The sequence below is a fragment of the Mesorhizobium sp. WSM3626 genome, assembly GCF_000513935.1.
Lineage (GTDB): Bacteria > Pseudomonadota > Alphaproteobacteria > Rhizobiales > Rhizobiaceae > Mesorhizobium > Mesorhizobium salmacidum.
In genome coordinates this window covers 1-26,933 of sequence record NZ_AZUY01000027.1, presented here as the reverse complement: position 1 = coordinate 26,933, position 26,933 = coordinate 1, and the positions used below count along the sequence as shown (strand labels likewise).

The window sequence follows — 26,933 nt, the reverse complement described above, 5'->3', positions numbered from 1 at the left end:
TTGCTGGAGAGCCAGCCGCCGAACCCGAAAACGCATTACTTTTACGAGACACACACGAGGCGCGGGGCCGCGCCCAACCAGACGGAATCCATTCAGGGAACGCGAAGACATCCGCGTCTGGCGCCGGAGAAGTCCGGAACGTGAGACTTTGGGTGGTCGCCGCGCCCCCCGAGGACCGGCTGATTCGGGTCTAATCTACCCGCAGATGAATCCGACATCAAACGCGATTCGACAAAATCGAATCTGGGGGACTCTGCTTGCGACTCAGGGGAGCTTTCGGAGCCATTAAGGGGCGAAAATACCGGGACTGTGCGCGTAGGCCATATCAGCGTCCGGGCCGTTGCGGTAGTTTCGCTCGTGCCGAAGGGGTGGGCACCCCCGGCAGTCGAGCGCAAGGTCGGCAGCGCGGAATGCGGTTGTCCGCTGCGGCGCTACTCGGGTCTTGGCAAGGTTGGTCTCGGGGGAAACAATGAGCGATTCATTTCGGGAAGTTACTTCAATCTCGTGGTTCGGGCGGATCAAGCGCGCGGTCGGCGGGGTTATCTTCGGCCTGCTGTTGATCGTGCTGATGGTGATAGGGCTGTTCTGGAACGAAGGCCGTGCGGTGCAGACGGCGCGCTCGCTGGCCGAGGGCTCTGGTGCCGTGGTCTCGGTGGAGGCTGATAGTTCCGATGCCGCCAATGAAGGCAAACTGGTGCATGTCAGCGGGCCAGTGACGGCGGACAGCAGCTTGGCGGATCCGGATTTCGGCATCACGGCGCAAGGGCTGCGCCTGTCGCGCGGCGTCGAGATGTATCAGTGGAAGGAAGAGTCCAAATCGGAAACCACCAAGAAGCTTGGCGGCGGCGAGGAGACGGAGACGACCTACAGCTATTCGAAGGTGTGGGACGACAGCCAGATCGATTCGTCGGACTTCAAGAAGCCCGACGGCCATCAGAATCCGCCGATGGCGATCCACGGCCGTGCCTTTCAGATTCCACAGGGCAAGCTTGGCGCTTTCGATCTCGATACGCCGGTGCTGGATCGCATCGATGGCGACAAGGGTCTTTCGTTGTCGGCCAGCCAGTCAGCCGCGATCCAGGCCGCCTACACCGGGACGAAGCCGCTCAGCATAGTCGATGGCAAGATCTATCTCGGCAGCGACAACACGACGCCCGCGCTAGGCGACTACCGTATCGGCTACGAGTTGGCGCCGCTCGGCGTGGTCAGCATCGTGGCGCGCCAGGCCGGCAGCCGATTCGAGCCCTACCAGACGCAGGCGGGCGATGCGCTGCTGATGGTCGACACCGGCTCGGTGCCGGCCGACAAGATGTTCGCCGAGGCGGTCAGCGCCAACACGCTGATTACCTGGCTGCTGCGCGTTGCCGGCCTTTTATTGCTGACCATCGGCTTTGCGCTGTTCCTCAGCCCGATTGGCGTGATCCTCGACGTGATCCCGTTCCTTGGCAGCATGGCGCGGATGGGAACCGGCATCATCGCCTTCTTCCTGGCGATCCTGGTCGGCGCCACGACAATCGCGATTGCCTGGTTCTGGTATCGGCCGGTTCTGGCAGCGGCCATCCTGGCGGTCGGCGTCGTCGCGGCGGCGGCGGTCTATTATCTCGGACGATCACGCAGGGCAGCCGCGCCAATGGCCGCGCCGAGCACTGGCATCGCAACGTAGCTTGCAAAAAGGGCGGCCACGCCGCCCTTTTACTATCTGTCGTTGCTCGCCTGGATTTGCTGGCAGGCTTACCGATCCTCGAAGCCGGTCAGCACGCCGACGGCGTTGATGCCGATCTCCTCGACGGCATAGCCGCCTTCCTGGACGAACAGCGTCGGCAGGCCGAGTTTGGCGATGCGCCGGCCGATCTTCGGATAGTCGGGGCTTTTCAGCTTGAACTGGCTGATCGGGTCCTTCTCGAAGGTGTCGACGCCGAGCGAGACGATGACGATGTCGGGCGCGTATGCGGCGAGCCTGGCGCAGGCATCCTCGAGTGAGGCATTCCAGGCATCCCAACCGGTGCCGAAGGGCATGGGGTAGTTGATGTTGAAACCTTCGCCCGCGCCCGCGCCGCGCTCATCGGAATGGCCGAGGAAGAAGGGGTACTCGACCATCGGATCGCCGTGCAGGTTGAGAACCTGCACGTCGGCGCGATCATAGAATATCTCCTGCGTGCCATTGCCGTGGTGATAATCGACGTCGAGGATCGAGACCCGTTTGGCACCCTGGTCACGAAACCATTGCGCGGCGACCGCGGCGTTGTTGATGTAGCAATAGCCGCCCATGAAGCCGGCGCCGGCATGGTGGCCGGGCGGACGGCAGAGCGCGAAGGCCGATCTCTCGCCGTCCTTGACCAGGCCGGCTGCGGTCAGCGCGACGTCAAAGGACGATTTGATCGCGGTCCAGGTGCCCTCGACGAAGGTGGCGCCGCCGTCGAAGGAATAGTAGCCGAGCAGGGCATCGATGCGCTTGGGCGGCACGTCGCCGCGCAGGCCGCGCGTCGGCCAGGTGAAGGGCATGGCCGAGCCCGTGAAGCCGGATTCCACCCATTGCGGCCAGACGGTCGGCAGGAAGTCGATGTAGTCGGCCCTGTGGACGCGCTTGGCGGCGGCAAGGTCGTGCTCGACCGGCGCTATGATCGGACCGAGCTTCTCGCTTTCGACCCGCGCCTTGATGAATTCCGCGCGCGAGGGCTTTTCAAAGCCGGGCACGATGGCTGAGGTAACCAGTTCCATTTGGCCGGCATGACCGGCGTGAAGCGGCGAATAGACAGTCTTCATGAAATTCCTCTCAAAGTGCGCAACTAAGGCAATACCAGGAAGGGTGTGAAGCGGTTTTCCGTCCGGAATTGCGTTGAAACCGGTCAGCCAAGATTGAGATAGGGGCTCAGCAGAGCGAGCCACATGGTTTCGACATCGTCCTCGATGAGGTCGAATGTCCTGCGGTCCTTCTTCAGCCCCACGAGCCGGCAGGCATGCCCGACCTCCATCATCACCACCCCGAGCCGGCTGGCGATCTTGCCTTCGAGTGCCGGGTTCACATGCTGCAGCCATGCGGCATAGAGGGCGATGATCTGGTCGTCATATTCGTTCTGGATCGGCCGCAGGTCCGCATTGCCCGAGATGGCCTCGATCACCGGCATCAGGGTGGCGTTTTCGAGATAGAGCTTCGATGTGTCGATGAAGAGCTTGCGCACTTCGCGCCGGAACTCTTCGCGGTTGGTGGGCGGGGCGACCTTGATGCGCCTCGCGATCACCTCGGGAAAGGATGACAGCCAGCGCCGGGCGAGATCCAGAAGAATGGCTTCCTTGTTGGGAAAGTACTGGTAGATCGAACCGACCGACAGCCCCGCGCGCTGCGCGATGGCGAGCGTCGTCGGCGTCTTGGTTCCTTGCTCCCGCGTCAGGATCAGCGCCGCGTCGAGAATCCTGTCGACCACCTTGCTAGACCGCTGTTGCCGCGGCTGCTTGCGCGGCTCGAGCGCTATCCTGGTTTTGCGGTCGAGACTGCGCTTCACTGCTTGATGCCCTCGTTCCCGCCTGGTCCCAACACAAGCGAAGCGCTTCTGTTCACAATACATTCTAAATCCGGCATGTTGACAAACGCGAATAATCAGTCGCATTCTTTATTCACGCTGTCTCTTGGGATAACAAGGGGAATTTCGAAGACAGCGCACTGGCATCATTCGTTGTCCGATAGCGCCGCGCCGTGGTGTGCAGGTCGTTGGAGCGAGCTTTACCGGTCTGAGTCAGTCGTCAAAAAACGCGGAGTCGCGATGTCGGTCACGGGTGCGGGTGATAGTGCGGATCTGATTGTCGTCAACGGCCGTGTGCTGACCATGGACGGTGACAATCCCGCCGCCGAGGCCGTCGCCGTCAAGGACGGCGCCATCATCGCCATTGGCAGCAGAACCGCCATCGAAGAGTTCAAGGGATCGGGTACCAAGGTCATCGACGCCAAGGGCGGTTCGGTGATCCCGGGCTTCATCGAAGCGCATATGCATCTTTTCGGCGGCGCGGCGGAACTCGACAATCTGCACCTGGCGGGCGTGCATGGCTTCGATGCCTTGCGCGATTCGATCCAGGCCTACGCCGCCAAACGGCCGAATGCCAAATTGCTGGTGGGCGCCGGCGTCAACTATGCGATCCTGCCCGAGCCGGTTACGCGCCACCATCTCGACCGCATCATTGCCGACCGTCCCTTCGCCATGTCGGCCTCCGACCATCACACCATGTGGGCGAACACCAAGGCGCTGGAAGAGGCCGGCCTGCTGCGCGGCAAGCAAGTGGGGCCGGGCAATGAGATCGTCATGGGCGCCGATGGACTGGCGTCGGGCGAATTGCGCGAAGGCGAGGCGTTCGGTCCGATCCTGGAGTTCTACGGTCAGAACCGGACGCGGCTCGGGCTGGCGGGCGAGGAACCACACCCTTATCCGTCCGCCGACGAACTCGCGGCCGACCGCGACCTGATGCATCGCGGGCTGGAATGGTGCGCCCGCCATGGCATCACCTCGATCCAGAACATGGACGGCAACCTTTACCAGCTTGAACTGCTTGCCGGCCTCGAACAGGAAGGGCGGCTCTTGTGCCGTACGCAAATTCCTTTCCACTTCAAGAACTTCATGGGTCTCGACGCGCTTGAAAAAGCATCGATGATGGCTTCGACCTACAAATCGGAGTGGCTGTCGTCGGGCATGGTCAAGGTGTTCTACGACGGCGTGCTCGATTCATGGACGGCGGTGATGGTCGAGCCCTATGCGGATCGTCCGGACTGGGTCGGCGAGCCGCTGTTTTCGCCCGAGCATTTCGCGCAAGTGGCGGTGGAGGCTGATCGTCGCGGCCTGCAGATCGCGGTGCATTCGATCGGCGACGGCGCCGTGCGCGCCGTGCTCGACGGCTACGAGGCGGCGCGGAAGGCGAATGGTAAGCGTGACAGCCGGCATCGCATCGAGCACATCGAAGTGACCACCGAGGCCGACGTGCCGCGCTTTGCCGAATTCGACGTCATCGCATCGATGCAGCCGCCGCATCCGCCAGGCGCCCTGAACTTTCCGCTCGAACCGACGCTGTCACGCATCGGGCGCAAGAAATGGCCGCTGAGCTACGCCTGGCGGACGCTGAAGACGGCCGGCGCGCGCGTCGTGTTCGCTTCGGACTGGCCGGTGTCGCCCGTCGATCCGATCCTGGGCATTCAAGCGGCAGTGCTGCGCAAACCATGGGCAGAAGGCGATCCCGACCAGAGTTTCTCGCTGCAGGAGTCGCTTGCGGCCTATACGGTGGAGGGTGCCTATGCCGAATTCGCCGAGAATCGCAAAGGTCGCCTGAAGCCGGGCTATCTGGCCGATCTGGTGGTGCTCTCGGCCGATATCGAGAAGACGGCGCCTGAAGCGCTGCATACGGTTCGGCCAGTGACGACGATCTGCGGCGGCAAGGTGACATACCAAGCCTGACGGTGGCATGGGAATTGCCTTCTGAATCCAGGTTCAGTTACGCAGTTGCCAAGCTGGCCGCCATGTGATGACAATCGAACAGGAACGAAACCTGCCGCCAAGAGCAGGCTTTCTCAATGGGGTAATCGTGCCGGAACAACCGGGTAAGAATGCGATCGAAGTCCGTCGTGTGCGCAAGGTTTTCGGCACGGGGGAGGCGCAAGTCGCCGCGCTGGACACTGTGTCCGTCTCAATCCGCGAAAATGAGTTTTTCACGCTGCTGGGGCCTTCCGGCTGCGGCAAGACGACGCTTCTACGGCTGATCGCCGGCTTCGATTTCCCAAGCGCCGGCGAAATCCTGCTCCATGGCCAGGACATCGCGCCGCTGCCGCCGTTCAAGCGGCCGGTCAACACCGTCTTCCAGTCCTATGCGCTGTTCCCCCATATGACGGTCGCCGACAATATCGGCTTTGGCCTGGAAATGCTGGGCAAGCCGAAGGCCGAGATCAAGGCGCGCGTCGGCGAGATGCTGAAGCTGGTCAAGATGGAGGCGCTCAGCGGCCGCCGCACCAGCCAGATCTCCGGCGGCCAGCAGCAGCGCGTGGCGCTGGCCAGGGCACTGGCGCCGCAGCCCAAGGTGCTGCTGCTCGACGAACCCTTGTCGGCGCTCGACTACAAGCTGCGCAAGGAGATGCAGATCGAGCTGAAGCGGCTGCAGCACGAAACCGGCATCACCTTCATCTTCGTCACCCACGACCAGGAAGAAGCGCTGACGATGTCCGACCGCATCGCGGTGATGTCGGCCGGCAAGATCCTGCAGGTCGGCTCGCCGCACGACATCTACGACCGCCCGGCCGAGCGCTTCGTCGCCGACTTCATCGGCGAAACCAATTTCCTGAAGGGCACCGTCGTGTCGAAGAAATCCGGTGTCGCCACCGTAAAGATCGCTTCCGACGCGATGGTGGCGGCGGGGTTCCCCGACAGCTTCGAACCTTCCGGGGAGGTGACGGTCGTTGTGCGGCCCGAACATGCGGATCTGATTGCCGATGCGGCCAAGGGCACGGTCGCCGGAACTTTGTCCAACGTCGTCTACTTCGGCACCGACACCCACTACCACGTGAAGCTGGATGGCGGTGACGATTTCATCGTGCGCCATCAGAACAGCCGGTCGAGCGCGGTGGCATTCGAGCCGGGCGCCAAGGTCGGTATCGTTTTCGAGGATGGCGGCGCGCGGATATTGAGGGACTGATGACAAACGCTGTTTCCCAGGCCGCGTTGTTCGAAGCCAAGGCGGCACGGACTGCCAGCCGCCGCCACCGCCTGCTGTCGATGCCGGCGCTGATCATCATCGGCGTGTTCGGCGTGCTGCCGCTGCTGATCATCTGCATCTATTCGTTTCTCGCGGCCGCGCCCTATGGTGGCGTGCAGTGGAAGTTTTCGACGGACGCCTATCTGAACTTCCTGTTTCAGCGCGATATTTTCGACGACACGCTGCAGTTCACGCCGGATTTCCTGATCATCTACCTGCGCTCGTTCCTGTTCGCGGTAGTGACGACGGTCATCTGCCTGCTGCTTGGTTTTCCAACCGCCTATTTCATGGCGACGCGAACCCCGGCGCAGCGTAACTGGTGGGTGCTGCTGATCACCATTCCGTTCTGGTCGAACCTGTTGGTGCGTACGCTGGCCATCATGTTCATCATTCGCGATGAAGGCCTGATCAACGATGTGCTGATGGGGCTTGGCGTGATCGAAAAGCCGATCACCATGCTCTACACCAATTTCGCCATTCAGCTCGGCCTGCTGTATTCGTTTCTGCCGTTCATGATCCTGCCGCTCTATGCCAGCCTGGAGAAGCTCGATTTCAGGCTGGTCGAGGCCGCCAACGACCTGTACGCGACACGCCGGCAAGTTCTCTGGCGGGTGATCATTCCGCTGTCGCTGCCGGGCATCATCGCAGGCTGCCTGCTCGTCTTCATTCCGGCTCTCGGAGCCTATGTGACGCCGCTGATCCTTGGCGGCGGCATCCACCTGATGATCGGCGATCTCATCGCCCAGCAGTTCGGCTCCGGGCGCAACTGGCCGCTTGGCTGTGCCCAGGCGCTGATCCTGATGGCCGCGGTGCTGGTAGCCCTCTACTTTTACGTCCGCAACACGTCGGGGAAGATCCAGCATGGCTGACCCCCGCACGATCGACATCAAGGACCAGCCGGGTTTCCGCACGATCGCCATCATCTGCGTTGGCGTGCTCTACGTGCCGATCCTGATCCTGATGGTGTTTTCGTTCAACACGGGTTCGCTGGTAACCCGTTGGGAAGGCGTCGGCCTGACCTGGTACGGCAGTGCGCTGCTCAACGAGGAATTCCACGCAGCCGCCGAAAACACGCTGATCATCTCGGTGAGCGCAACGATCATTTCGACGATATGCGCCACGCTGGCGGCGATCGGCATGACACGGGTGAAGCCGTGGCGGGGGCTCTCGGCTGCCTTCATGGTGATCAATCTGCCGTTGATGGTCCCCGAGATCATCACGGCGGTGGCGACCTTGTCCTTCTTCGCCTTGATCGCCGGGGCCTTCGGGCTGAATTTCGGCATCGGCAACCTGATCCTTGCCCATACGGTGTTTTGCATTCCTTTCGCCTACATGCCGATCCGGGCGCGTCTCGAGGACATGGATCTGACGCTCGAATCCGCGGCGGCCGATCTCTATGCCACGCCGTGGCATGCCTTTCGGCGCATCACGCTGCCCCTGCTCGTTCCCGGCATTCTGTCGGGTGCCGCACTGGCCTTCATCGTATCCTTCGACGATTTCACCATCACGCAGCTCGTCGCGGGACCCGGACAGACGACGCTGCCTCTCTACATCTGGAACCAGATCAGGCGACCGATGACGCCGGAGATCAACGCCATCTCCACGATCCTGCTGCTGGTCTCGATCCTCTTCGTCTCGGTGTCATTCCTCATCGCGCGCAGACGCTCCAAATGATGGCGCGCCAACTGAATAAATGGGTAGGCAAAAAGGAGAACATAAAATGTCTAGGAAACTGATGGCGGCCGTTTCGACGGCCGTGCTTTTGTGGGCAGTGCCCGCGCTCGCCGACGGCGAACTGCACATCTACAATTGGGGCGACTACACCAACCCCAAACTCATCGAAAAGTTCGAGAAGCAGTACAACGTCAAGGTGACGCTGGACGACTATGATTCCAACGAAACCATGCTGTCCAAGGTGCGCGCCGGCAATTCCGGCTACGACATCGTGGTGCCGTCGGACTACACCGTGAAGATCATGGTCGACGAGGGCCTGCTCGAAAAGACCGAGCCCAACGCAATGCCGAACGGCAAGAACATCGACCCGCGCTTCGTCGACATCTACTGGGACAAGGGCCGCCACTACACCGCGCCGTGGCAGTTCGGCACCACGACATTCTCGGTCAACATGGACAAGTTCAAGGGCGACATCGACACGCTGGCGATCCTCTTCGACCCGCCCGCCGAGTTGAAGGGCCAGATCAACATGCTCGACGACGTCAACACCGTCATGCACGCAGCCGAGCGCTATGCCGGCGTGCCACGCTGCGGTGCCGACAAGGCCAATCTGAAAAAGATCAACGACATCCTGACGGCGGCGAAGCCATCCTGGAAGACCTTCAGCTATGACACGATCACCAAGATCACCTCGGGCGACGTGATCGTGACCGAACAGTGGAACGGTGCGACCTATCGCTCGCGCCAGAAGATCCCGGCAATCAAATATGCCTATCCGAAGGAAGGCATCGAGGGCTGGATGGACAATGTGGCGGTGCTGAAGGGCGCGAAGAACCTTGAAAACGCCAAGCTGTTCCAGGATTTCATCATGGCTCCGGAAAACGCGGCGCTGATCTCCGAGTTCGCCGGCTATGACAATGGCATTGCCGGCAGCCACAAGTTCCTGTCGCCCGACTTTGCCAACTCGCCGGAGATCAACCCGCCGGCCGGCGCTCCGGCCGCGGAATTCGTACCGCCATGCCCGCCGGAAGTGGTGGAGATCTACAACAAGATCTGGACCAACCTGCGCAAGTAGCGTCGGTAAAAATCCAGCGGAAGGGGGGCTTCGGCCTCCCTTCTTCGCGCTTACGGGAGGAGGTTCGATGACGTCCTATCGCAATTCCGATCCGCGGCCGCCGATCATGCAGGGTTCGCCGCCCGCCATGGCGCCCCCCAAGCTCGACTGGGACCGGCCGCCCTGGAACCGCTGGGCTTTCCAGCACATCAGGGAAATTCTGCCGACCGCCGAAGTCTGGCGCGGCAATGGCCATAGGCATCGTCTCGAACGGGCCGAGGTCGATCTCGACGCGCTGGCTGTCGAGGACAGCGAGGGCAGGCCTTCGACCCTCGCCGGCTTGCTCGACGAGACCTATACGGACGGCTTCCTGGTGCTCAAGGACGGCAGGATAGCCTATGAGCGCTATTTCAACGGTATGACCGAGCGCACGCTGCATTTGTCGCAGTCGATGGCGAAGTCTGTCACCGGCTCGGTATTCGGCATATTGGCCGGGCGGGGTCTGATCGATCCGGCGAATCCGGTGACGGACTACCTGCCGGAACTCAACGCGACCGGCTGGGCCGGCGCCAGCGTCCAGCATGTGCTCGACATGACCACCGGCGTGCGGTTCTCAGAGGAATACACCGACCGCTATTCCGACATCGGCCAGGTCGATGTCGCCACCGGCTGGAAGCCGGTGCCGCCGGGCAGCAATCCGGATTTCCGCTGGCCCTCGCACATGTTCGAGCTGATCCTGGGCTTGAAAGAGACGGTGCGCCCGCATGGGGCTGCGTTCGAATATCGCTCGATCGAGACGGATGTGCTCGCCTTCATCATGGAACGGGCGACGGGCAAGCGGCTGGCGCAGCTGGTTTCCGAGGAACTCTGGCAAAAGCTCGGCGCCGACGAAAGCGCCTGCTTCACCGTCGACAGTGCCGGCTATGCGCTGGCCGATGGCGGCTTCAACGCGACGCTGCGCGACTACGCCCGCTTTGGCCAACTGATCCTCGACAATGGCGGCGGCATCGTGCCGGCCGACTGGATCGAGGCGACGCGCACCGGCAAGCATGGTCCGGATTTCTCCGCCAGCCTGCCCGAGGGCAGCTACCGCAACCAGTTCTGGATCGAGGATCCCAGCTCGCGCGCACTGATGTGCCGGGGCGTGTTCGGACAGTTGATCCATATCGACTGGAACACAGGAATGGTGGTGGTGAAGCTGTCGACCTACCCGGATTTCAGCAACATGGCCTATTCCGTGGCAATGCTGAAGGCCGTGCACGCCATCGCAGCGGTGCTTAGCTGAGCTTCAAGAACAATGGACTGGTAGGAAACGCGATGGCCGGCAAGACCGCGTTCGAGACACGATACGGATTCGGCCGTAACGAGGTGCTGCTCGGCAACTGGCGCGTGGCCCCGTTCAACCGGTGGTCGTTCCAGAACCTCGGCGAACTGGTGCCGACGGCACGCGTGGCAGCGGCGCCGGGCGTCATCGAGGCTCCTGTGCGGGACTTGGGCGGCTTGCTCGGGGAAAAGGTCACGGTCGCGAGCGCGCCGGAGACGGTGGCCGAGTTTCTCGTTCGCTCCAGCACCGACGCATTGACGGTGATGAAAGGCGGCAAGATCATAGGCGACTGGTTCGCGCCGCATATGGAGTTCGGCGCGCGCCACATCATCTTCTCGGTCAGCAAGTCGGTGACGGCGCTCATCGCCGGCATACTGGAAGGCGAGGGGGTGTTCGACCCCAAGGCGCCGGTGACGCGCTACATCCCCGAAGCCGCCGGCTCGGCCTATGGCGATGCAAGCGTGCGGAATGTGCTCGACATGAGCGTCAGCCTCGATTTCGAGGAGGCCTATCTCGATCCGGAAAGCGCCTTTGCCCGCTACCGCCGCGCGACGCTGTGGAACCCCGGCGGCGGCACCGAAAGCCTGCGCGAATTCATCCTGACCCTGGAGCGGCTTGCCGAGCCGCATGGCCAGACCTTCCGCTACCGTTCGCCCAATTCCGACCTGCTCGGCCTTCTCCTGGAACGCGCTTCAGGGCAGCGCTTCTGCGACTTGATGCGCGAAAAACTGTGGCTGCCGCTTGGCGCTGTCAGCGAGGCCTCCGTCGGTGTCGACATGGAAGGCACGGCACGCACCGCAGGCGGCCTTTCGGTGACGCCGCGTGACCTGGCGCGCATCGGCGAGATGATGCGGCAGGGCGGCACGGCCAATGGCCGCCGCATCGTGCCCGAGGCCTGGGTGCGCGACACCACCAGCACCGGCGGCAGCTCGGAAGCCTGGCAACGCGGTGCCATGCTGCCGCTGTTCCCGAAAGGCCGTTACCGAAACAAATGGTATCAGACCGGTTTGGAAAATGGCGCTTATTGCGGCATCGGCATCCATGGGCAATGGCTCTACGTCGACCCCAGGACCGAAGTGGTCATCGCCAAGATGTCGTCGCAGCCGGAGCCGGTCGACGATGCACTGGACCTCGAAATCGTCGCCTTTTTCGAAGCGCTGAGCCGCATGGTCTGACCAGCCCGGACAATCCAATCGTCCGCGCTTTCCTGTGGACCTCCGCCGCCGTTGAAAACGCGGTGGTTGGCGGACCTGATCTCTGCGCCTATGGTCGCCGCTCTTTTCGACGAGAGTGGGAACGACATGGCATCCGACATCAAGCGCATCGCAGCCATCATCGCAGCCGAAATCAAGGCGCGGCCCGAACAGGCGGCCGCGGCGATCGGACTGCTCGATGAGGGGGCGACGGTGCCTTTCGTGGCACGCTACCGCAAGGAGGTGACCGGCGGGCTGGACGACACGCAGCTGCGCGACCTTGCCGAGCGTCTCGTCTATCTGCGCGAACTCGACGCCCGCCGCGACACCATTTTGGGTTCGATCCGCGAGCAGGGCAAGCTTACGCCAGACCTCGAAGCGAAGATCGGGGCGGTGGCCACCAAGGCGGAGCTCGAAGACATCTACCTACCCTACAAGCCGAAGCGCCGCACCAAGGCCGAGATCGCCAGGGAGCGCGGGCTGGGGCCGCTCGCCGAAGCCATTCTCAACGACCGCTCATTGGTGCCCGCGGAAGTCGCGCTCGCCTATGTCACCGAAGAGGTGGCCGATGCCAAGGCCGCGCTCGATGGCGCGCGCGACATCCTGTCGGAGCAGTTCGCGGAAAATGCCGATCTGGTCGGCAAGCTGCGCGGCTACATGAAGGAGCGCGCCTTCCTGCGCGCCAGGGTGGTCGACGGCAAGCAGGAGGCCGGCGCGAAATTCTCGGACTATTTCGACCATGTCGAGCGTTGGTCCACGGCGCCAAGCCACCGCGCGCTGGCCATGCTGCGCGGCCGCAATGAAGAGGTGCTGTCGCTCGATATCGAGGTCGATGCCGACGATGCCTCACCGGTGAAGCCGGTCGAGCGGATGATCGCCAATGCCTACGCCATCGGTGCCAGTCTGCCGGGCGACCGCTGGCTGATGGAGGTCGCCGGCTGGACCTGGCGGATAAAACTGTCGTTGCACCTGACGCTCGATCTGATGCGCGACCTGCGCGAGCGGGCCGAGGAAGAGGCGATCCATGTCTTTGCCCGCAACCTGAAGGATTTGCTGCTGGCGGCTCCCGCCGGCTCGCGGCCGACGATGGGGCTCGATCCCGGCATCCGCACCGGCGTCAAGGTTGCGGTGGTCGACGGCACCGGCAAGCTGCTGGCGACGACGACGGTCTATCCGTTCCCGCCGCGGAACGATGTGCGCGGCACGCAGGCCGAGCTTGCCGCGCTGATCCGTCAGCACAAGGTCGAGCTGATCTCGATCGGCAACGGCACCGGCAGCCGCGAAACAGAGAAGCTGGTGGCGGACATGCTGTCGGACATGCCAGCGGGGCCAGGGCCGAAGCCGCTCAAGGTTATCGTCAGCGAGGCGGGTGCCTCGGTCTATTCGGCCTCGGCGACGGCGGCGGCCGAATTTCCCGGCCTCGACGTGTCGCTGCGCGGCGCGGTGTCGATCGCGCGGCGCCTGCAGGATCCGCTGGCTGAGCTGGTCAAGATCGAGCCGAAATCCATCGGTGTCGGCCAGTATCAGCACGATGTCGACCAGTACCGGCTCGGCCGCTCGCTGGAGGCTGTCGTCGAGGACGCCGTCAACGCGGTCGGCGTCGACCTCAACACCGCCTCGGCACCGTTGCTGGCGCGCGTTTCAGGCCTCGGCGCGTCGCTTGCCGAGGCGATCGTCGCGCATCGCGATGCGACCGGCCCGTTCGCCAGCCGCAAGGATCTGCTGAAGGTGGCACGGCTTGGGCCGCGCGCGTTCGAACAGTCCGCCGGCTTCCTGCGCATTGCCAATGGCAGCGAGCCGCTCGATGCCTCGTCGGTGCATCCGGAAGCCTATGGCGTGGCCAAGAAGATCGTCGCCGCATGCGGCCGCGACGTACGTTCGTTGATGGGCGACAGCGCCGCGCTGAAGGCGCTCGACCCGCGCGTCTTCGTCGACGAGCGTTTCGGCCTGCCGACGGTGCGCGATATTCTGGCGGAGCTGGAAAAGCCCGGCCGCGACCCGCGCCCCGGCTTCAAGACGGCTACCTTCGCCGATGGCATCGACGACATCAAGGATTTGAAGCCCGGCATGCTGCTGGAAGGCACTGTCACGAATGTCGCAGCGTTCGGCGCCTTCGTCGATATCGGCGTGCACCAGGACGGGCTGGTGCATGTCTCGCAACTGGCCGACCGTTTTATCAAGGACGCGCATGAGGTGGTCAAGGCCGGCGACGTGGTGAAGGTGCGCGTCGTCGATGTCGACGTCAAGCGCAAGCGCATCGCGCTCTCCATGCGCAAGGATGCCGGTGAGGGCGGCGCGCCGAGGAGCGGGCCGCGCGACAATGGCGGCGGCAGGCCGGCGCCACGCTCGCCGGCGCCGCAGCGCCAGCCCGAGCGGCCGGCACAGCAAGGTGCGTTCGGCGCCGCGCTGGCCGACGCACTGAAGCGGAAATAGCTACCACGCCAGAACAGCCGGCTCCTTCTCGAGCTGGCCTAGCAGCCAATCTCGAAAGCTGGCAACCGGTGGATAGCCGCGCTTGTCGTGGGGAACGACGAGGTAATAGGCGCTGCGGCTTTGCATCGGCTGGCCGGGTGCTGGCACAAGCTGGCCGCGCTGTAATTCGCCAGCGATGAGGAGCAGCGGCAACAGCGCCACGCCGAGCCCCGCCATGCAGGCCTGGGCGGCGGTGCCGAACTGCTCGAACTGCATGCCTGGTCCGGTCGGCGCGCTCAGTCCCTGATGCTCGAACCATTCCGTCCAGGCGCCGGGGCGCGTCGTCATGTGCAGCAGCGGCAAACGACCGATGTCGGCCGGCGTGGCGATGGCGCGGCCGGCGAGGAACTCGGGCGACACCACCGGTGCCACCGTCTCACGCACCAGCAGTGTCGAGTCGGCTTCCGGCCAGTCCGGCGGGCCGTAGTGGATGGCTGCATCCAACCTCTCCCTGGCGAAGTCGAACCGGCCGACGCGCGTAACGAAGTTGATGGTGATATCGGGATTGCTTTCGACGAAATTGGGCATCATCGGCATCAGCCAGCGCGTGCCGAAGGTCGGCAATATGGCCAGGTTCAGGATGCCGCTATGCCGATTGCTCATCAATCCAAGCGCTGCGTCGCGCAATTGGCCAAGTGCGGAACGTACTGCCTCGGCGTAGATTTCGCCTGCCGTCGACAGGCGGACGTTGCGGCTGTCGCGCTCGAACAATCGGCGACCGAACTGATCTTCCAGCAAGCTGATCTGCCGGCTGACGGCACCCTGGGTTAGATCCAGTTCCCGGGCAGCGGCGGTGAAACTGCCAAGCCGGGCCACCGCCTCGAAGGCGGCAAGGGCGCTGATGTTGGGCAAAAGGCGACGCTGGACACTCATGATCTATTCCTAACGCTCATTGATCGGTGAAGCAATTTCGTTTGATTTTTTCGGGCCACGGGCCGATAAGCCGGGCTTCACCCTTCTGAGGATCAAGCCATGGCCGCCGACAAGAATGCATTCGTCTGGGAAGACCCGTTCCTGATCGAGGACCAGCTTTCGGAAGATGAACGCATGGTGCGCGACGGCGCGGCGGCCTTTGCCGCCGACAAGCTCGCGCCGCGCATCGAGGACGCGTATCTCAACGAGACTTTCGACACGGCGATCTTCCGGGAGATGGGCGAGGCTGGCCTGCTCGGCATCAATATCCCGGAGGAGTTCGGTGGCCTCGGCGCCAACTATGTGACCTACGGGCTGGTGGCGCGGGAAGTCGAACGCGTCGATTCCGGCTATCGCTCGATGATGTCGGTGCAGTCATCGCTGGTGATGTATCCAATCTACGCTTATGGCTCGGATGAACAACGCAAGAAGTACCTGCCGAAGCTCGCCAGCGGCGAATGGATCGGCTGCTTCGGGCTGACCGAGCCGGATGCCGGCTCCGACCCCGGCGGCATGAAGACGCGCGCGGAAAAGACCGCCAGCGGCTACAAGCTGACCGGCTCCAAAATGTGGATTTCCAACGCGCCGGTCGCCGACGTGTTCGTCGTCTGGGCGAAGTTGAAGGGCGAGAACGGCAAGGACGAGATCCGCGGTTTCGTGCTGGAAAAAGGCATGAAGGGGCTGTCGGCGCCGAAGATCGGCGGCAAGCTGTCACTGCGGGCGTCGATCACCGGTGAAGTGGTGATGGAAGGCGTCGAGGTCGGCGAGGACGCAATGCTGCCCAACGCCAAGGGGCTCGGCGGACCGTTCGGTTGCCTCAACCGGGCCCGCTACGGCATCTCATGGGGCTCGATGGGCGCGGCGGAAGATTGCTGGCATCGCGCTCGCCAGTATGGGCTGGACCGCAAGCAGTTCGGCAAGCCGCTGGCCGGCACGCAGCTTTACCAGAAGAAGCTCGCCGATATGCAGACCGAGATCGCCTTGGGGCTGCAGGCGTCGTTGCGCGTCGGGCGTCTGCTTGATGAAGACAAAATGGCGCCGGAAATGATCTCGATCGTCAAGCGCAACAATTGCGGCAAGGCGCTCGACATCGCCCGCCAGGCCCGCGACATGCATGGCGGCAACGGTATCCAGATCGGCTACCACGTCATGCGCCACGCGCAGAATTTGGAGACCGTCAACACCTATGAAGGCACGCATGACGTGCACGCGCTCATCCTGGGACGGGCGCAGACGGGGATACAGGCCTTTTTCTGAGCGTTCAATAGCCGTTTAATTTAGGTGCACCGCAACATCCGCTTGGAGAATGGCGGCCAGATGTGTCAGGGTTCGGCCAGCTAAACGCCGATCTCCGGGGCCCCATGGCAATTCTGGCAGCCGTCTACCACCTGACCCACTACAAATACGACCGGCCGGTGGTTCTGGGTCCACAGGTGATCAGGCTTCAGCCGGCACCGCATTCCCGCACCAAGGTGTTGAGCCATTCGCTCAAGGTCGAGCCGGCGAACCACTTCGTCAATCTGCAGCAAGACCCCTACGGCAACTTCCTCGCCCGTTTTGTCTTTCCCGAGCCGGTGACGGAGCTGAAGATCGAGGTCGACCTCGTCGCCGACATGACGGTCTACAATCCGTTCGACTTCTTCGTCGAACCGTCGGCGGAGGCATTCCCGTTCGATTATCCCGAGGAAATCAGGGATGATCTGGCCATCTACCGGGCACCGGAGCCGGCGGGGCCGCTTCTCTCGGCTTTCCTGGAAACCGTCGACCGCAGCGCGCCGAACACGGTCAATTTCCTCGTCGACCTCAATGCGCGTCTGCAGCGCGAGATCGCCTACATCGTGCGCATGGAGACCGGCGTGTTCTCGCCGGAGGAAACGCTGGCGGCGGCCAAGGGCTCCTGCCGGGATTCGAGCTGGCTTCTGGTGCAGATCCTGCGCAATCTCGGCGTCGCCGCGCGTTTCGTCTCGGGCTATCTGATCCAGCTCAAGCCCGACCTTGTCGCGCTGGATGGGCCGGCCGGCACATCAGTCGATTTCACCGACCTGCATGCCTGGTGCGAGGTCTATCTTCCCGGTGCCGGCTGGATCGGTTTCGACCCGACTTCCGGCCTGCTCACCGGCGAGAGCCATGTGCCGCTGGCCGCCACGCCGCATTTCCGCAATGCGGCACCCATTTCGGGCATGGCGAGCTTTGCCAATGTCGAGTTCGGCTTCGAGATGCGGGTCGATCGCATCGCCGAGCATCCGCGCATCACCAAGCCGTTCTCGGATGAAAGCTGGCAAGCGCTCGACGCGCTCGGCAACAAGGTCGATGCCGCGCTCGCGGCCGGGGATGTGCGGCTGACCATGGGCGGCGAACCGACCTTCGTGTCGATCGACGATTTCGAGGCCGCCGAGTGGAACACCGCCGCCGTCGGGCCGAGCAAGCGTGAAAAGGCCGACGCGCTGATCCGCCGCCTGCGCGAGCGCTTCGCGCCCGGCGGTTTTCTGCATTACGGCCAGGGCAAATGGTATCCCGGTGAAAGCCTGCCGCGCTGGACCTTCTCGCTCTTTTGGCGCGCCGACGGCGAGCCGGTGTGGAGCGATCCGTCGCTGATCGCGCCGGAGAAAAGCTCGGCTGATGTCGGGCCGAAACAGGCCGAAAGCCTGCTGACGGCGATCGCCGGCGAGCTCGGCATCGACACGTCCATGGTCAGTGAAGCCTATGAGGATCCAGCCGAATGGCTGCTCAAGGAAGGCAAGCTGCCCGAGAATGTCGACCCGTCCAATTCGAAGCTGGAAGATCCTGAGGAACGCAGCCGTATGGCGCGCGTCTTCGAGCGTGGGCTGACCAAGCCGTCAGGCTATGTGCTGCCGGTGCAGCGCTGGAACAGCCAGGCGTCCGATCCGCGCTGGCGCTCGGAAAAATGGAAGACGCGGCGTGGCCGGCTGTTCCTGGTGCCGGGCGATTCCCCGGTCGGCTATCGTCTGCCGCTGGGCACGCTGCCCTATGTGCCGCCCGCGCAGTTCCCCTACATCGTGCCTGTCGATCCGTCGCTGCCGCGTGGCCCGCTGCCCGTGCGGGAAGCGATCTTGCCTGCGGCCGCTCCGGCCGAACTGGAAGGCGCCGACGAAATGGCACGCCGCCAGCAGGCGGCGTCGTTCACCGCGGCAACCGGCCAGCAGGAGCGGGTCGAGCAGGAGATCACCGAGATCGGCGGCGCGGTGCGCACGGCACTTTCGGTCGAACCGCGTGACGGCAGGCTGTGCGTTTTCATGCCGCCGGTCGAGGCGCTGGAAGACTATCTCGAACTCGTCGCCGCTGCCGAGAACGCGGCAAAGGCGATTGGCCTTCCCGTGCACATCGAGGGCTACGGCCCGCCGCATGACCCGCGCCTCAACGTCATCCGCGTGGCACCCGACCCCGGTGTCATCGAAGTCAACATCCATCCCGCCTCGAATTGGCAGGATTGCGTGGCGACCACGACGGCGATCTACGACGAAGCGCGGCAGACGCGGCTTGGCGCCGACAAGTTCATGATCGATGGCCGCCACACCGGTACCGGCGGCGGCAACCATGTCGTGGTCGGTGGCGCCACGCCCAATGACAGTCCGTTCCTGCGCCGGCCCGACCTGCTGAAGAGCCTGGTGCTGCAATGGCAACGGCGTCCCTCGTTGTCCTATCTGTTCTCCGGCCTGTTCATCGGCCCGACCAGCCAGGCGCCGCGCCTCGACGAGGCGCGACACGATTCACTCTATGAGCTCGAGATCGCGATGGCGCAGGTGCCGCATCCCGACCAGGGGGCCGCACCCTTGCCATGGCTGGTCGACCGCCTGTTCCGCAATTTGTTGACCGACGTCACCGGCAATACGCATCGCTCGGAAATCTGCATCGACAAGCTGTTCTCGCCCGATGGACCGACCGGTCGGCTTGGCCTTGTCGAATTCCGTGGATTCGAGATGCCACCCAATGCGCGCATGTCTCTGGCGCAGCAATTGCTGGTGCGGGCCATCATCGCACGCGCCTGGAAGAACCCGCTCGACGGACGCTTCGTGCGCTGGGGCACTTCGCTGCATGACCGCTTCATGCTGCCGCACTATGTCTGGGCGGACTTTCTCGATGTGCTCGACGACCTCAAGCTCAATGGTTTCGAGTTCCGGCCCGAATGGTTCGACGCCCAGCTCGAATTCCGCTTTCCTTTCTGCGGCGAAGTCCAGCATGCGGGCATCAAGCTGGAGCTCAGGCAAGCGCTGGAGCCATGGCATGTCATGGGCGAGCAGGGCGCGATCGGCGGCACGGTGCGTTTCGTCGATTCCTCGGTCGAACGGCTGCAGGTCAAGACCGAAGGTCTCAATCCGGAGCGCCATGCGATCGTCTGCAACGGCCGCATCGTGCCGATGAGGGCTACCGACAACCGGGAGGTCGCGGTAGCGGGCGTGCGCTTCAAGGCCTGGCAGCCGGCTTCAGGCCTGCATCCGGCACTGCCGATCAACACGCCGCTGGTGTTCGACATCTACGACCGCTGGTCGGGCAGGGCGGTCGGCGGCTGTGTCTACCATGTCGCCCATCCCGGCGGGCGCAACTATGACACCTTCCCGGTCAATGGCAACGAGGCCGAGGCACGGCGGCTCGCCCGCTTCGAACCGCGCGGCCATACCCCGTCCGGCTATGTGTTGCGTGAAGAACAGCCGGGGGAAGATTTCCCGATGACCCTTGACCTCAGGCGTCCACCAAGACTGTGATCTGACCATATGGCAAAGGGGAATCACAAAAGGGTACGCGGCAAGCCGCAGGCCCATAGCCTGCTGGAGCACTACCAGCCGATTGACGGCGTCGTCGACGAGATGGTCGACGCGTCGGGCAATCCCCGCCCGGTCTGGAAGGATTTTGTCGAAGCGCTGGACGAACTCGGGGCCGAAAAGCTCGGCCAGCGCTTCGCCCGCGCCGACCAGTATCTGCGCGATGCGGGTGTTTACTACCGCGTCTATGACAAGGCGGGCGCCAACGAGCGCGAATGGCCGCTGGCGCATATTCCCGTGCTCATCGAGGACAGCGAGTGGCAGGCGATCAGCGCCGGCCTGGTGCAGCGCGCCGACCTGCTCGAGGAAATTGTCGCCGATATCCATGGGCAGAACCGGCTGGTCGAAAAAGGCATCCTGCCGGCAGGGCTGGTCGCGGCGAGCCCTGAATATTTGCGGCCCGTGGTCGGCACCAGGCCGGCCGGAGGGCATTTCCTGCATTTCTGCGCCTTCGAGCTCGGCCGCGGGCCCGATGGCCGCTGGTGGGTGCTTGGCGACCGCACCCAGGCGCCTTCGGGCGCCGGCTTCGCGCTGGAGAATCGTGTCGCCACCACGCGCGCTTTGTCCGACATCTATGGCGAGATGCATGTGCACCGGCTCGCCGGCTTCTTCCGTCGCTTCCGCGATGCGCTGATCGGAATGGCAAAGGAGAGCGACGGCCGCGTCGCCATCCTGACGCCGGGGCCGCTCAACGAAACCTACTATGAACACGCCTATATCGCCCGCTACCTCGGCATCATGCTGCTCGAAGGCGAGGATCTGACTGTTTCCGGCGGCAGGCTCATGGTGCGCACCGTGTCGGGCCTGATGCCGATCAGCGTGCTGTGGCGGCGGCTCGACGCCGCCTTCGCCGATCCTCTCGAGCTGCGTCCGGATTCGCAGATCGGCACGCCGGGCCTGGTCGAAGCGATCCGGCAAGGCACGGTGTCCACCGTCAATGCGCTGGGATCGGGCCTGATGGAGACGCGTGCGCTGCTTGCCTTCCTGCCCAAGATCGCGCGCGAATTGTGGGGCGAGGAGCTGCTTTTGCCCAGTGTGGCGACATGGTGGTGCGGGCAGGGGACGGAGCGCGCCCATGTGCTCGCCAATATCGACCGCATGGTGGTCGGTCCGGCGCTGTCGACAAGACTTGCCTTCGAGGATGACGGACAGACAAAACTCGGCTCGGCGTTGTCGGTCGGGGAACGGGCGGAACTGGTGGCGCGCATCGAACGTGATGGCGAGGCCTTCGTCGGCCAGGAAGCAGTGACGCTTTCGACGACACCCGTCTATGTCGGCGGCTGGCTGGAGCCCCGGCCGGCGAGCTTGCGCGTCTATCTGGCGCGCACGCCCGAAGGATGGACGGTGATGCCCGGCGGTTTCGCCCGCGTCGGCCTGTCGCTCGACCCGACGGCGATCGCCATGCAGCGCGGCGGCCAGGCGGCTGATGTCTGGGTGGTCAGCGACAGACCGGTCGAGCGCGAGACGCTGCTACCGCAGGAGGGCGACAGCTTCAACCGCACCAGACCGGGCAGCCTGCCCAGCCGCGCGGCGGAAAACCTGACCTGGCTCGGCCGCTACATCGAACGCTCGGAAGACACCGTGCGCATCCTGCGCGCTTATCATGTGCGGCTCGCCGAAACGTCCGATCCCGACATGCCTCTGCTGGCAGATATCAGGGACTATCTCGAGCCGTTCGGCATCGATGTCGAAACGGCGATCCCGCCAGGGCTGATCGGCATGCTCGACAGCGCTGTCTACAGCGCCGGCCAGATCCGCGATCGTTTCTCGCCGGATGGCTGGCTGGCGCTCAAGGATTTGTCGAAGACGATCCATCGGTTCGCCACCACCGTGGCGCCCGGCGACGACGCGACGCGGGCCATGACCGTCATTCTGCGCAAGCTTGCCGGATTCTCCGGCCTGCTGCACGAGAACATGTACCGTTTCGCCGGCTGGCGCTTCCTCGAGATCGGCCGGCGGCTGGAACGTGGCATCCAGATCGCCGGCACGCTGGCCCGACTGACCGGCAGCAAGGCGCCGGATGGCGCGCTGGACATGATGCTGGAGATCGGCGACAGCGTCATGACCCATCGTCGGCAATATCCGGTGCAGGCCGGCCGGCGCACGGTGGTCGATCTCCTGGCGCTCGATCCGCTCAATCCACGCTCCATCCTGTTCCAGCTGGAAAGGCTGAAGACCGAGATAGGGCTGCTGCCGGCGACCGGCGGCGAGGGGCACATGTCGGCGGCGGCCAAGGAGATCCTGCAGCTCAATACCGCCATCGCCATCAAGGAGCCGGCTGACATGACGACGGAGGCGCTGAACGAACTCGCCAGCGAAATCGGCGGCCTCTACAACAGCCTCGCCAAAGCCTATTTCGGCTAGAAAGCAATGGCCATGCTGTACGACATCCGGCTTCTGCTCCATTACGACTACGCCGCCGCTGCCGGCGGCGGCCGGCATCAGGTGCGGGTGCTGCCGCCGACCATTGGCGGGGTGCAGCGCGTCATCGCCGCTTCGCTGTCCTTTGAACCGGCACCCAATGAACGATCCGACTTCACCGATTTTTTCGGCAACAACGTCACCTCGATCGCGTTTCGCCACGCGCATGAAGCGCTCGACATAAGGATGAGCGCGCGCGTTTCTGTGTCGCGGCCCGAGCCTGGGCTCGACGTGTCGCCCGATATCGGCCGACTGAGGCGGGAACTGGCGACCGTGCGGTCGCTGGCGCCGGCGTCGCCGCATCACTTCCTGGTGGCAAGCGGTCACGCCGGCATGGATGCGGCGATCACCATCTATGCGCAAGACAGCATCGGTGGCTCGACCGCCGGCACGGCTATGAGCCTCTGCCAGCGCATCCACCATGATTTCACGTATGATGGCGAAGCGACCACGGTGCGGACCCTGGCCAGCGATGCCTTTCGGCTGAAGCGGGGCGTCTGCCAGGATTTCTCGCACATCATGATCGCCGGGCTGCGCGGACTCGGCATTCCGGCCGGCTATGTCAGCGGCTTCCTGCGCACCATTCCGCCCAAGGGCAAGCCGCGGCTGGAAGGTGCGGATGCCATGCATGCCTGGGTCAAGGTCTGGTGCGGGCGTGATGCCGGCTGGCAGGAGTTCGATCCGACCAACGGCATGCGGGCTTCCAACGACCATATCACCGTCGGTTACGGGCGCGACTATTCGGATGTGGCGCCCATCGTCGGCGTGCTGAAGACGACCGGCGGACAGGTCGGGGAGCAGGCTGTCGACGTCATCCCGGTGGTGCTCGAAAAGGCGTAAAAAAGGCGCGCGCCGCCGGCTGTCCTTTCCGCCGACACAGATGCAGCGCATTGCCTCGCCGACGCCACCGGATCCTGCTTTCCAGACGGGGTGTGGAACCAGCAGTCTGCCCGCAGCTTATCTACGGACATTTTGCGTGGAGCCGTCATGCTGCAGAGAACCGGATCGTCGCGTAGCCGATTGGCTGACTGTGATAGCGTACCCAAGAATCGACCACAGATTTCCGCCCGGGATACCGCGCTCACCTATGTCAGCGATGCCGAGCCCGGCATCCGCCGGCTGAAGGCTGGCAAGGGCTTTGCCTACAAGGGACCGGACGGGAGAGCGGTCTCCGATGCCGACAGGGCGCGCATCGCGGCCATCGTCATTCCGCCGGCCTGGACCGATGTCTGGATTTCGCCCGATCCGAATGGGCATATCCAGGCGACCGGGAGGGATCAGCGGGGGCGCAAGCAGTATCGCTATCACCCGCAATGGGCCGAGGAGCGCGACGGTGTCAAATATTCCAGCCTCGTCGCTTTTGCCGAAAGCCTGCCGGACCTGCGGCGCAGAATCGACAGCGACCTGCGCCGTCACGGCCTGCCGCTCGAACGCGTCGTCGCCGCGGTGGTCTGGCTGCTCGACAACACGATGATCCGCGTCGGCAACGCGGCCTATGCACGCGATAACAAGAGCTTCGGCCTGACGACGTTGCGCGATCGGCATGTCGACATCAAGGGATCGAGCCTGCGCTTCGCCTTCAAGGGAAAGTCCGGCAAGGAATGGAGATTGAAGCTGGTGGACCGCCGCATCGCCGGGATCGTTCGGGGCGCGCAGGACCTGCCGGGCCAGAAACTGTTCCAGTATCTCGACGAGAGGGACGACAGACGCCCGGTCCGCTCCGACGACGTCAACCGCTACATCCGGGACGCCGCCGGCGACGCGTTCAGTTCGAAGCATTTCCGCACATGGGGCGGCACCATCCATGCCGCGTCGCTGTTTGCACAGACGGAACTGCCTGAAAGCCAGGCACAGCGAAAGCGGGCGATGAACAACATCATCGACAAAGTGGCCGAACGGCTGGGCAATACGCGCGCGGTCTGCCGCAAATGCTATATCCACCCGCAGGTCTTCGAGGCCTGGAGCGAAGGACGGCTGCTTGCCGAAATGGCGGAAGCCAACAAGCGCAAGCGATCCATAAACGGTCTCGACGAAGAGGAAGCGTTTGTGCTGAGATGGTTGAAGACGCAGGAGAGTCGATCGGCGGCAATCAGCGGCCGCTGAATCCGCGGCGTCTCGATTTTTTTATCGACGCCGTGTCGGGATCGGCCCTAGTGTTTCGTCCTTTGCTACAGAAAGGACCCTCCATGCTCTATGCCATCCTCTGCTACGCCTCCGAAGATGTCGTCTGCTCCTGGAGCAAGGAACAGGACGACAAGGTCATGGCCGACCTGCTCGGCGTTCAGGAGAAGTATGCCAACGCCGGCCGGCTTGGGCCCGTGGCGCGGCTTTTGCCGACGACCGCGGCAACGACGCTGCGGAAAGTGAAAGGCGAATCGCTGGTCATCGACGGGCCGTTCGCCGAAACCAAGGAACAGTTCCTCGGCTTCTATACGCTCGATTGCGCTGACCTCGATGAGGCCGTCGAATTCGCCCGCGAGCTTTCCGAGGTCAACCCGAGCGGCGGTTCCTATGAGATCCGGCCGGTATCGGTGTTTCACCCAACCAGGGTTCCAGCATGACCGAACTTGCCTGGATAAGCTCCGCGATCAGCGCTGCCCGCCCACAAGCGATGGGCGCACTGCTGCGCTATTTCCGCGATCTCGATACCGCGGAGGAAGCTTTCCAGGACGCTTGTCTCAAGGCGCTGAAGAACTGGCCGCAGAACGGGCCGCCACGCGATCCGGCGGCCTGGCTGATCTTCGTCGGCCGCAACAGCGGCATCGACGCGGTGCGCAAGCGCGCCAAGCAGGCGCCGATGCCGGAGGAAGACCAGATATCCGATCTGGAAGACGCCGAGAGCGATATCGCGGAGCGGCTGGACGGCGCGCATTACCGCGACGACATCCTGCGGCTGCTGTTCATCTGCTGTCACCCTGATTTGCCCGCAACACAGCAGATCGCAGTGGCGCTGCGCGTCGTCTCCGGCCTCACCGTCAAGCAGATCGCGCGCGCCTTCCTGGTCGGCGAGAGTGCGATGGAGCAGCGCATCACCCGCGCCAAGGCGCGCATCGCGGACGCCGGCGTGCCGTTCGAGACGCCAGGCGCGGTCGAGCGCTCCGAGCGGCTCGCGGCGGTCGCGTCCATGGTCTACCTGATCTTCAACGAGGGCTATTCGACCAACAGCGGCGAGGCGCCGGCCCGCGCGCCGCTGTGCGAGGAGGCGATCCGGCTGGCCCGGCTGCTGCTCAGACTGTTCCAGACCGAGCCCGAGATCATGGGGCTGACGGCATTGCTTCTGCTGCAGCACGCGCGCGCTCCGGCACGTTTCGACGATGATGGCGAGATCGTGCTGCTCGAGGACCAGGATCGAAGCCTGTGGAGCCGCAAGATGATCGACGAAGGCTTGGCGCTGGTCGACAAGGCCCTGCGCCACCGCAAGCCCGGCCCTTACCAGGTGCAGGCGGCGATCGCGGCGCTCCACGCGCGGGCCGAGAAGGCCGAGGACACGGATTGGGTGGAGATCGACCTGCTCTACGGCCTGCTCGAACAGATGCAGCCGTCGCCGGTCATCACACTTAACCGTGCGGTCGCGGTGGCCAAGGTGCGCGGACCGGAAGCGGCGTTGGCGATGATCGAGCCGCTCGAACAGAGACTGTCCGGCTATTTCCATTTCTTCGGCCTCAAGGGCGGGCTCTTGATGCAACTCGACCGGGGCGAGGAGGCACGCATTGCCTTCGACCGCGCCATTGCGCTCGCCAACACGGCGGCGGAAGCAGCCCATATCCGCATGCATATCGACCGTCTGATCAAGGACGGCGCCGTGCGCGCGCCGGCGAAAAAGGCAAACTGAGCCAGTTCTGCTCCAAGGGTCGTCTGGCTCAATCGTGCAGCCTGGACTTGGACCATGCCGGGGTGGCGATTTTCCCCTGAAACAGGTAATGGCACGCCATGATAGCCCCTTCCAGCCGCAACGGCGCGGGAAGGCATGGCGCAAGACGTTGACCCACGCCACACGAGCGGCGGGATCTGAAAGGGACAAAAATGACGATAGCGAAGGAAACGGCCGAGCTTCTGGCGAAACTGGGCGTGGCCAAGGAGGCGCTTGTCGGCGGCGACCTGATCGTGCGCAGCCCAGTGACGGGTGAGCAGATCGCGGCGCTGAAGACGATCTCGCCGGCCGACGCGGCAAAGACTATTGATGACGCCCACCAGGCATTCCAGTCCTGGCGGCTGGTGCCGGGTCCCAAGCGNGGCGAACTGGTTCGGCTGCTGGGCGAAGAACTGCGCGCNCACAAGACCGAGCTGGGCCGGCTGGTGTCGATCGAGGTTGGCAAGATCCCCTCCGAAGGGCTCGGTGAAGTGCAGGAAATGATCGACATCTGCGATTTCGCCGTCGGTCTGTC

Annotated in this window: 20 protein-coding genes; 17 read left to right on the top strand and 3 right to left on the bottom strand. The window is 63.8% G+C overall.

What is annotated here, in order from left to right:
• Positions 1–469 precede the first annotated feature (469 nt).
• Positions 470–1,663: a TMEM43 family protein gene (locus M653_RS0118895; protein WP_027144735.1), complete on the top strand. Its 1,194-nt coding sequence runs from the start codon at positions 470–472 to the stop codon at positions 1,661–1,663.
• A 68-nt stretch (positions 1,664–1,731) separates the two neighbouring features.
• On the opposite strand, the gene M653_RS0118890 is transcribed toward M653_RS0118895, so the two are convergent.
• Together M653_RS0118890 and M653_RS0118885 are read right to left on the bottom strand one after the other, a co-directional pair.
• A complete protein-coding gene (locus M653_RS0118890) occupies positions 1,732–2,763 on the bottom strand; it encodes a histone deacetylase family protein (RefSeq protein ID WP_027144734.1) in 1,032 nt (343 codons plus the stop codon).
• 83 nt (positions 2,764–2,846) lie between these two features.
• Entirely contained in the window at positions 2,847–3,500 is a 654-nt protein-coding gene (locus tag M653_RS0118885) for a TetR/AcrR family transcriptional regulator (protein WP_027144733.1), read from the bottom strand.
• 258 nt (positions 3,501–3,758) lie between these two features.
• On the opposite strand from M653_RS0118885, the gene M653_RS0118880 reads away from it, so the two are divergent.
• From M653_RS0118880 to M653_RS0118845, 8 genes are all read left to right on the top strand, one after another.
• Positions 3,759–5,432 carry an amidohydrolase gene (locus M653_RS0118880; protein ID WP_027144732.1) on the top strand — a complete coding sequence of 558 codons (1,674 nt, stop codon included), beginning with the start codon at positions 3,759–3,761 and terminating at the stop codon, positions 5,430–5,432.
• Positions 5,433–5,559: 127 nt separating this feature from the next.
• Positions 5,560–6,660, top strand: a complete 1,101-nt coding sequence (locus M653_RS0118875; RefSeq protein WP_027144731.1) for an ABC transporter ATP-binding protein — start codon at positions 5,560–5,562, stop codon at positions 6,658–6,660.
• The gene (locus tag M653_RS0118870) at positions 6,660–7,589 is read left to right on the top strand and encodes an ABC transporter permease (RefSeq protein WP_051442737.1); all 930 of its coding nucleotides are present in this window, start codon (positions 6,660–6,662) and stop codon (positions 7,587–7,589) included. Before M653_RS0118875 ends, M653_RS0118870 begins: the two co-directional genes overlap by 1 nt.
• Positions 7,582–8,394: an ABC transporter permease gene (locus tag M653_RS0118865; RefSeq protein ID WP_027144729.1), complete on the top strand. Its 813-nt coding sequence runs from the start codon at positions 7,582–7,584 to the stop codon at positions 8,392–8,394. Before M653_RS0118870 ends, M653_RS0118865 begins: the two co-directional genes overlap by 8 nt.
• A gap of 46 nt (positions 8,395–8,440) precedes the next feature.
• Complete coding sequence (locus tag M653_RS0118860; RefSeq protein ID WP_027144728.1) at positions 8,441–9,469, top strand: extracellular solute-binding protein; 1,029 nt, start codon at positions 8,441–8,443, stop codon at positions 9,467–9,469.
• 67 nt (positions 9,470–9,536) lie between these two features.
• Positions 9,537–10,733, top strand: a complete 1,197-nt coding sequence (locus M653_RS0118855; protein ID WP_027144727.1) for a serine hydrolase — start codon at positions 9,537–9,539, stop codon at positions 10,731–10,733.
• Positions 10,734–10,765: 32 nt separating this feature from the next.
• Entirely contained in the window at positions 10,766–11,947 is a 1,182-nt protein-coding gene (locus M653_RS0118850; RefSeq protein WP_027144726.1) for a serine hydrolase, read from the top strand.
• A 126-nt stretch (positions 11,948–12,073) separates the two neighbouring features.
• The gene (locus M653_RS0118845) at positions 12,074–14,398 is read left to right on the top strand and encodes a Tex family protein (protein ID WP_027144725.1); all 2,325 of its coding nucleotides are present in this window, start codon (positions 12,074–12,076) and stop codon (positions 14,396–14,398) included.
• On the opposite strand, the gene M653_RS0118840 is transcribed toward M653_RS0118845, so the two are convergent.
• Positions 14,399–15,310, bottom strand: a complete 912-nt coding sequence (locus tag M653_RS0118840; protein WP_027144724.1) for a LysR family transcriptional regulator — start codon at positions 15,308–15,310, stop codon at positions 14,399–14,401.
• Between the two features lie 99 nt (positions 15,311–15,409).
• Here M653_RS0118840 and M653_RS0118835 point away from each other — a divergent pair, with 99 nt between their 5' ends.
• The 8 genes from M653_RS0118835 to M653_RS01000000133015 all read left to right on the top strand — a co-directional run.
• Positions 15,410–16,606: an acyl-CoA dehydrogenase gene (locus M653_RS0118835; protein ID WP_027144723.1), complete on the top strand. Its 1,197-nt coding sequence runs from the start codon at positions 15,410–15,412 to the stop codon at positions 16,604–16,606.
• A 104-nt stretch (positions 16,607–16,710) separates the two neighbouring features.
• On the top strand, positions 16,711–20,070 hold the full coding sequence (locus M653_RS0118830) for a transglutaminase family protein (RefSeq protein WP_027144722.1): 3,360 nt from the start codon (positions 16,711–16,713) through the stop codon (positions 20,068–20,070).
• A 9-nt stretch (positions 20,071–20,079) separates the two neighbouring features.
• Positions 20,080–22,491 (top strand): circularly permuted type 2 ATP-grasp protein, encoded by a 2,412-nt coding sequence (locus tag M653_RS0118825; protein ID WP_027144721.1) that lies wholly within the window; start codon positions 20,080–20,082, stop codon positions 22,489–22,491.
• A 12-nt stretch (positions 22,492–22,503) separates the two neighbouring features.
• Positions 22,504–23,388: a transglutaminase family protein gene (locus M653_RS0118820; RefSeq protein ID WP_027144720.1), complete on the top strand. Its 885-nt coding sequence runs from the start codon at positions 22,504–22,506 to the stop codon at positions 23,386–23,388.
• Between the two features lie 147 nt (positions 23,389–23,535).
• Positions 23,536–24,651: a DNA topoisomerase IB gene (locus tag M653_RS0118815; RefSeq protein ID WP_027144719.1), complete on the top strand. Its 1,116-nt coding sequence runs from the start codon at positions 23,536–23,538 to the stop codon at positions 24,649–24,651.
• 83 nt (positions 24,652–24,734) lie between these two features.
• Complete coding sequence (locus M653_RS0118810) at positions 24,735–25,109, top strand: YciI family protein (protein WP_015315946.1); 375 nt, start codon at positions 24,735–24,737, stop codon at positions 25,107–25,109.
• Positions 25,106–26,380: an RNA polymerase sigma factor gene (locus tag M653_RS0118805; RefSeq protein ID WP_027144718.1), complete on the top strand. Its 1,275-nt coding sequence runs from the start codon at positions 25,106–25,108 to the stop codon at positions 26,378–26,380. Before M653_RS0118810 ends, M653_RS0118805 begins: the two co-directional genes overlap by 4 nt.
• Positions 26,381–26,571: 191 nt before the next feature.
• On the top strand, positions 26,572–26,933 hold a 362-nt coding region (locus tag M653_RS01000000133015; protein ID WP_032935578.1), incomplete at its 3' end, for an aldehyde dehydrogenase family protein.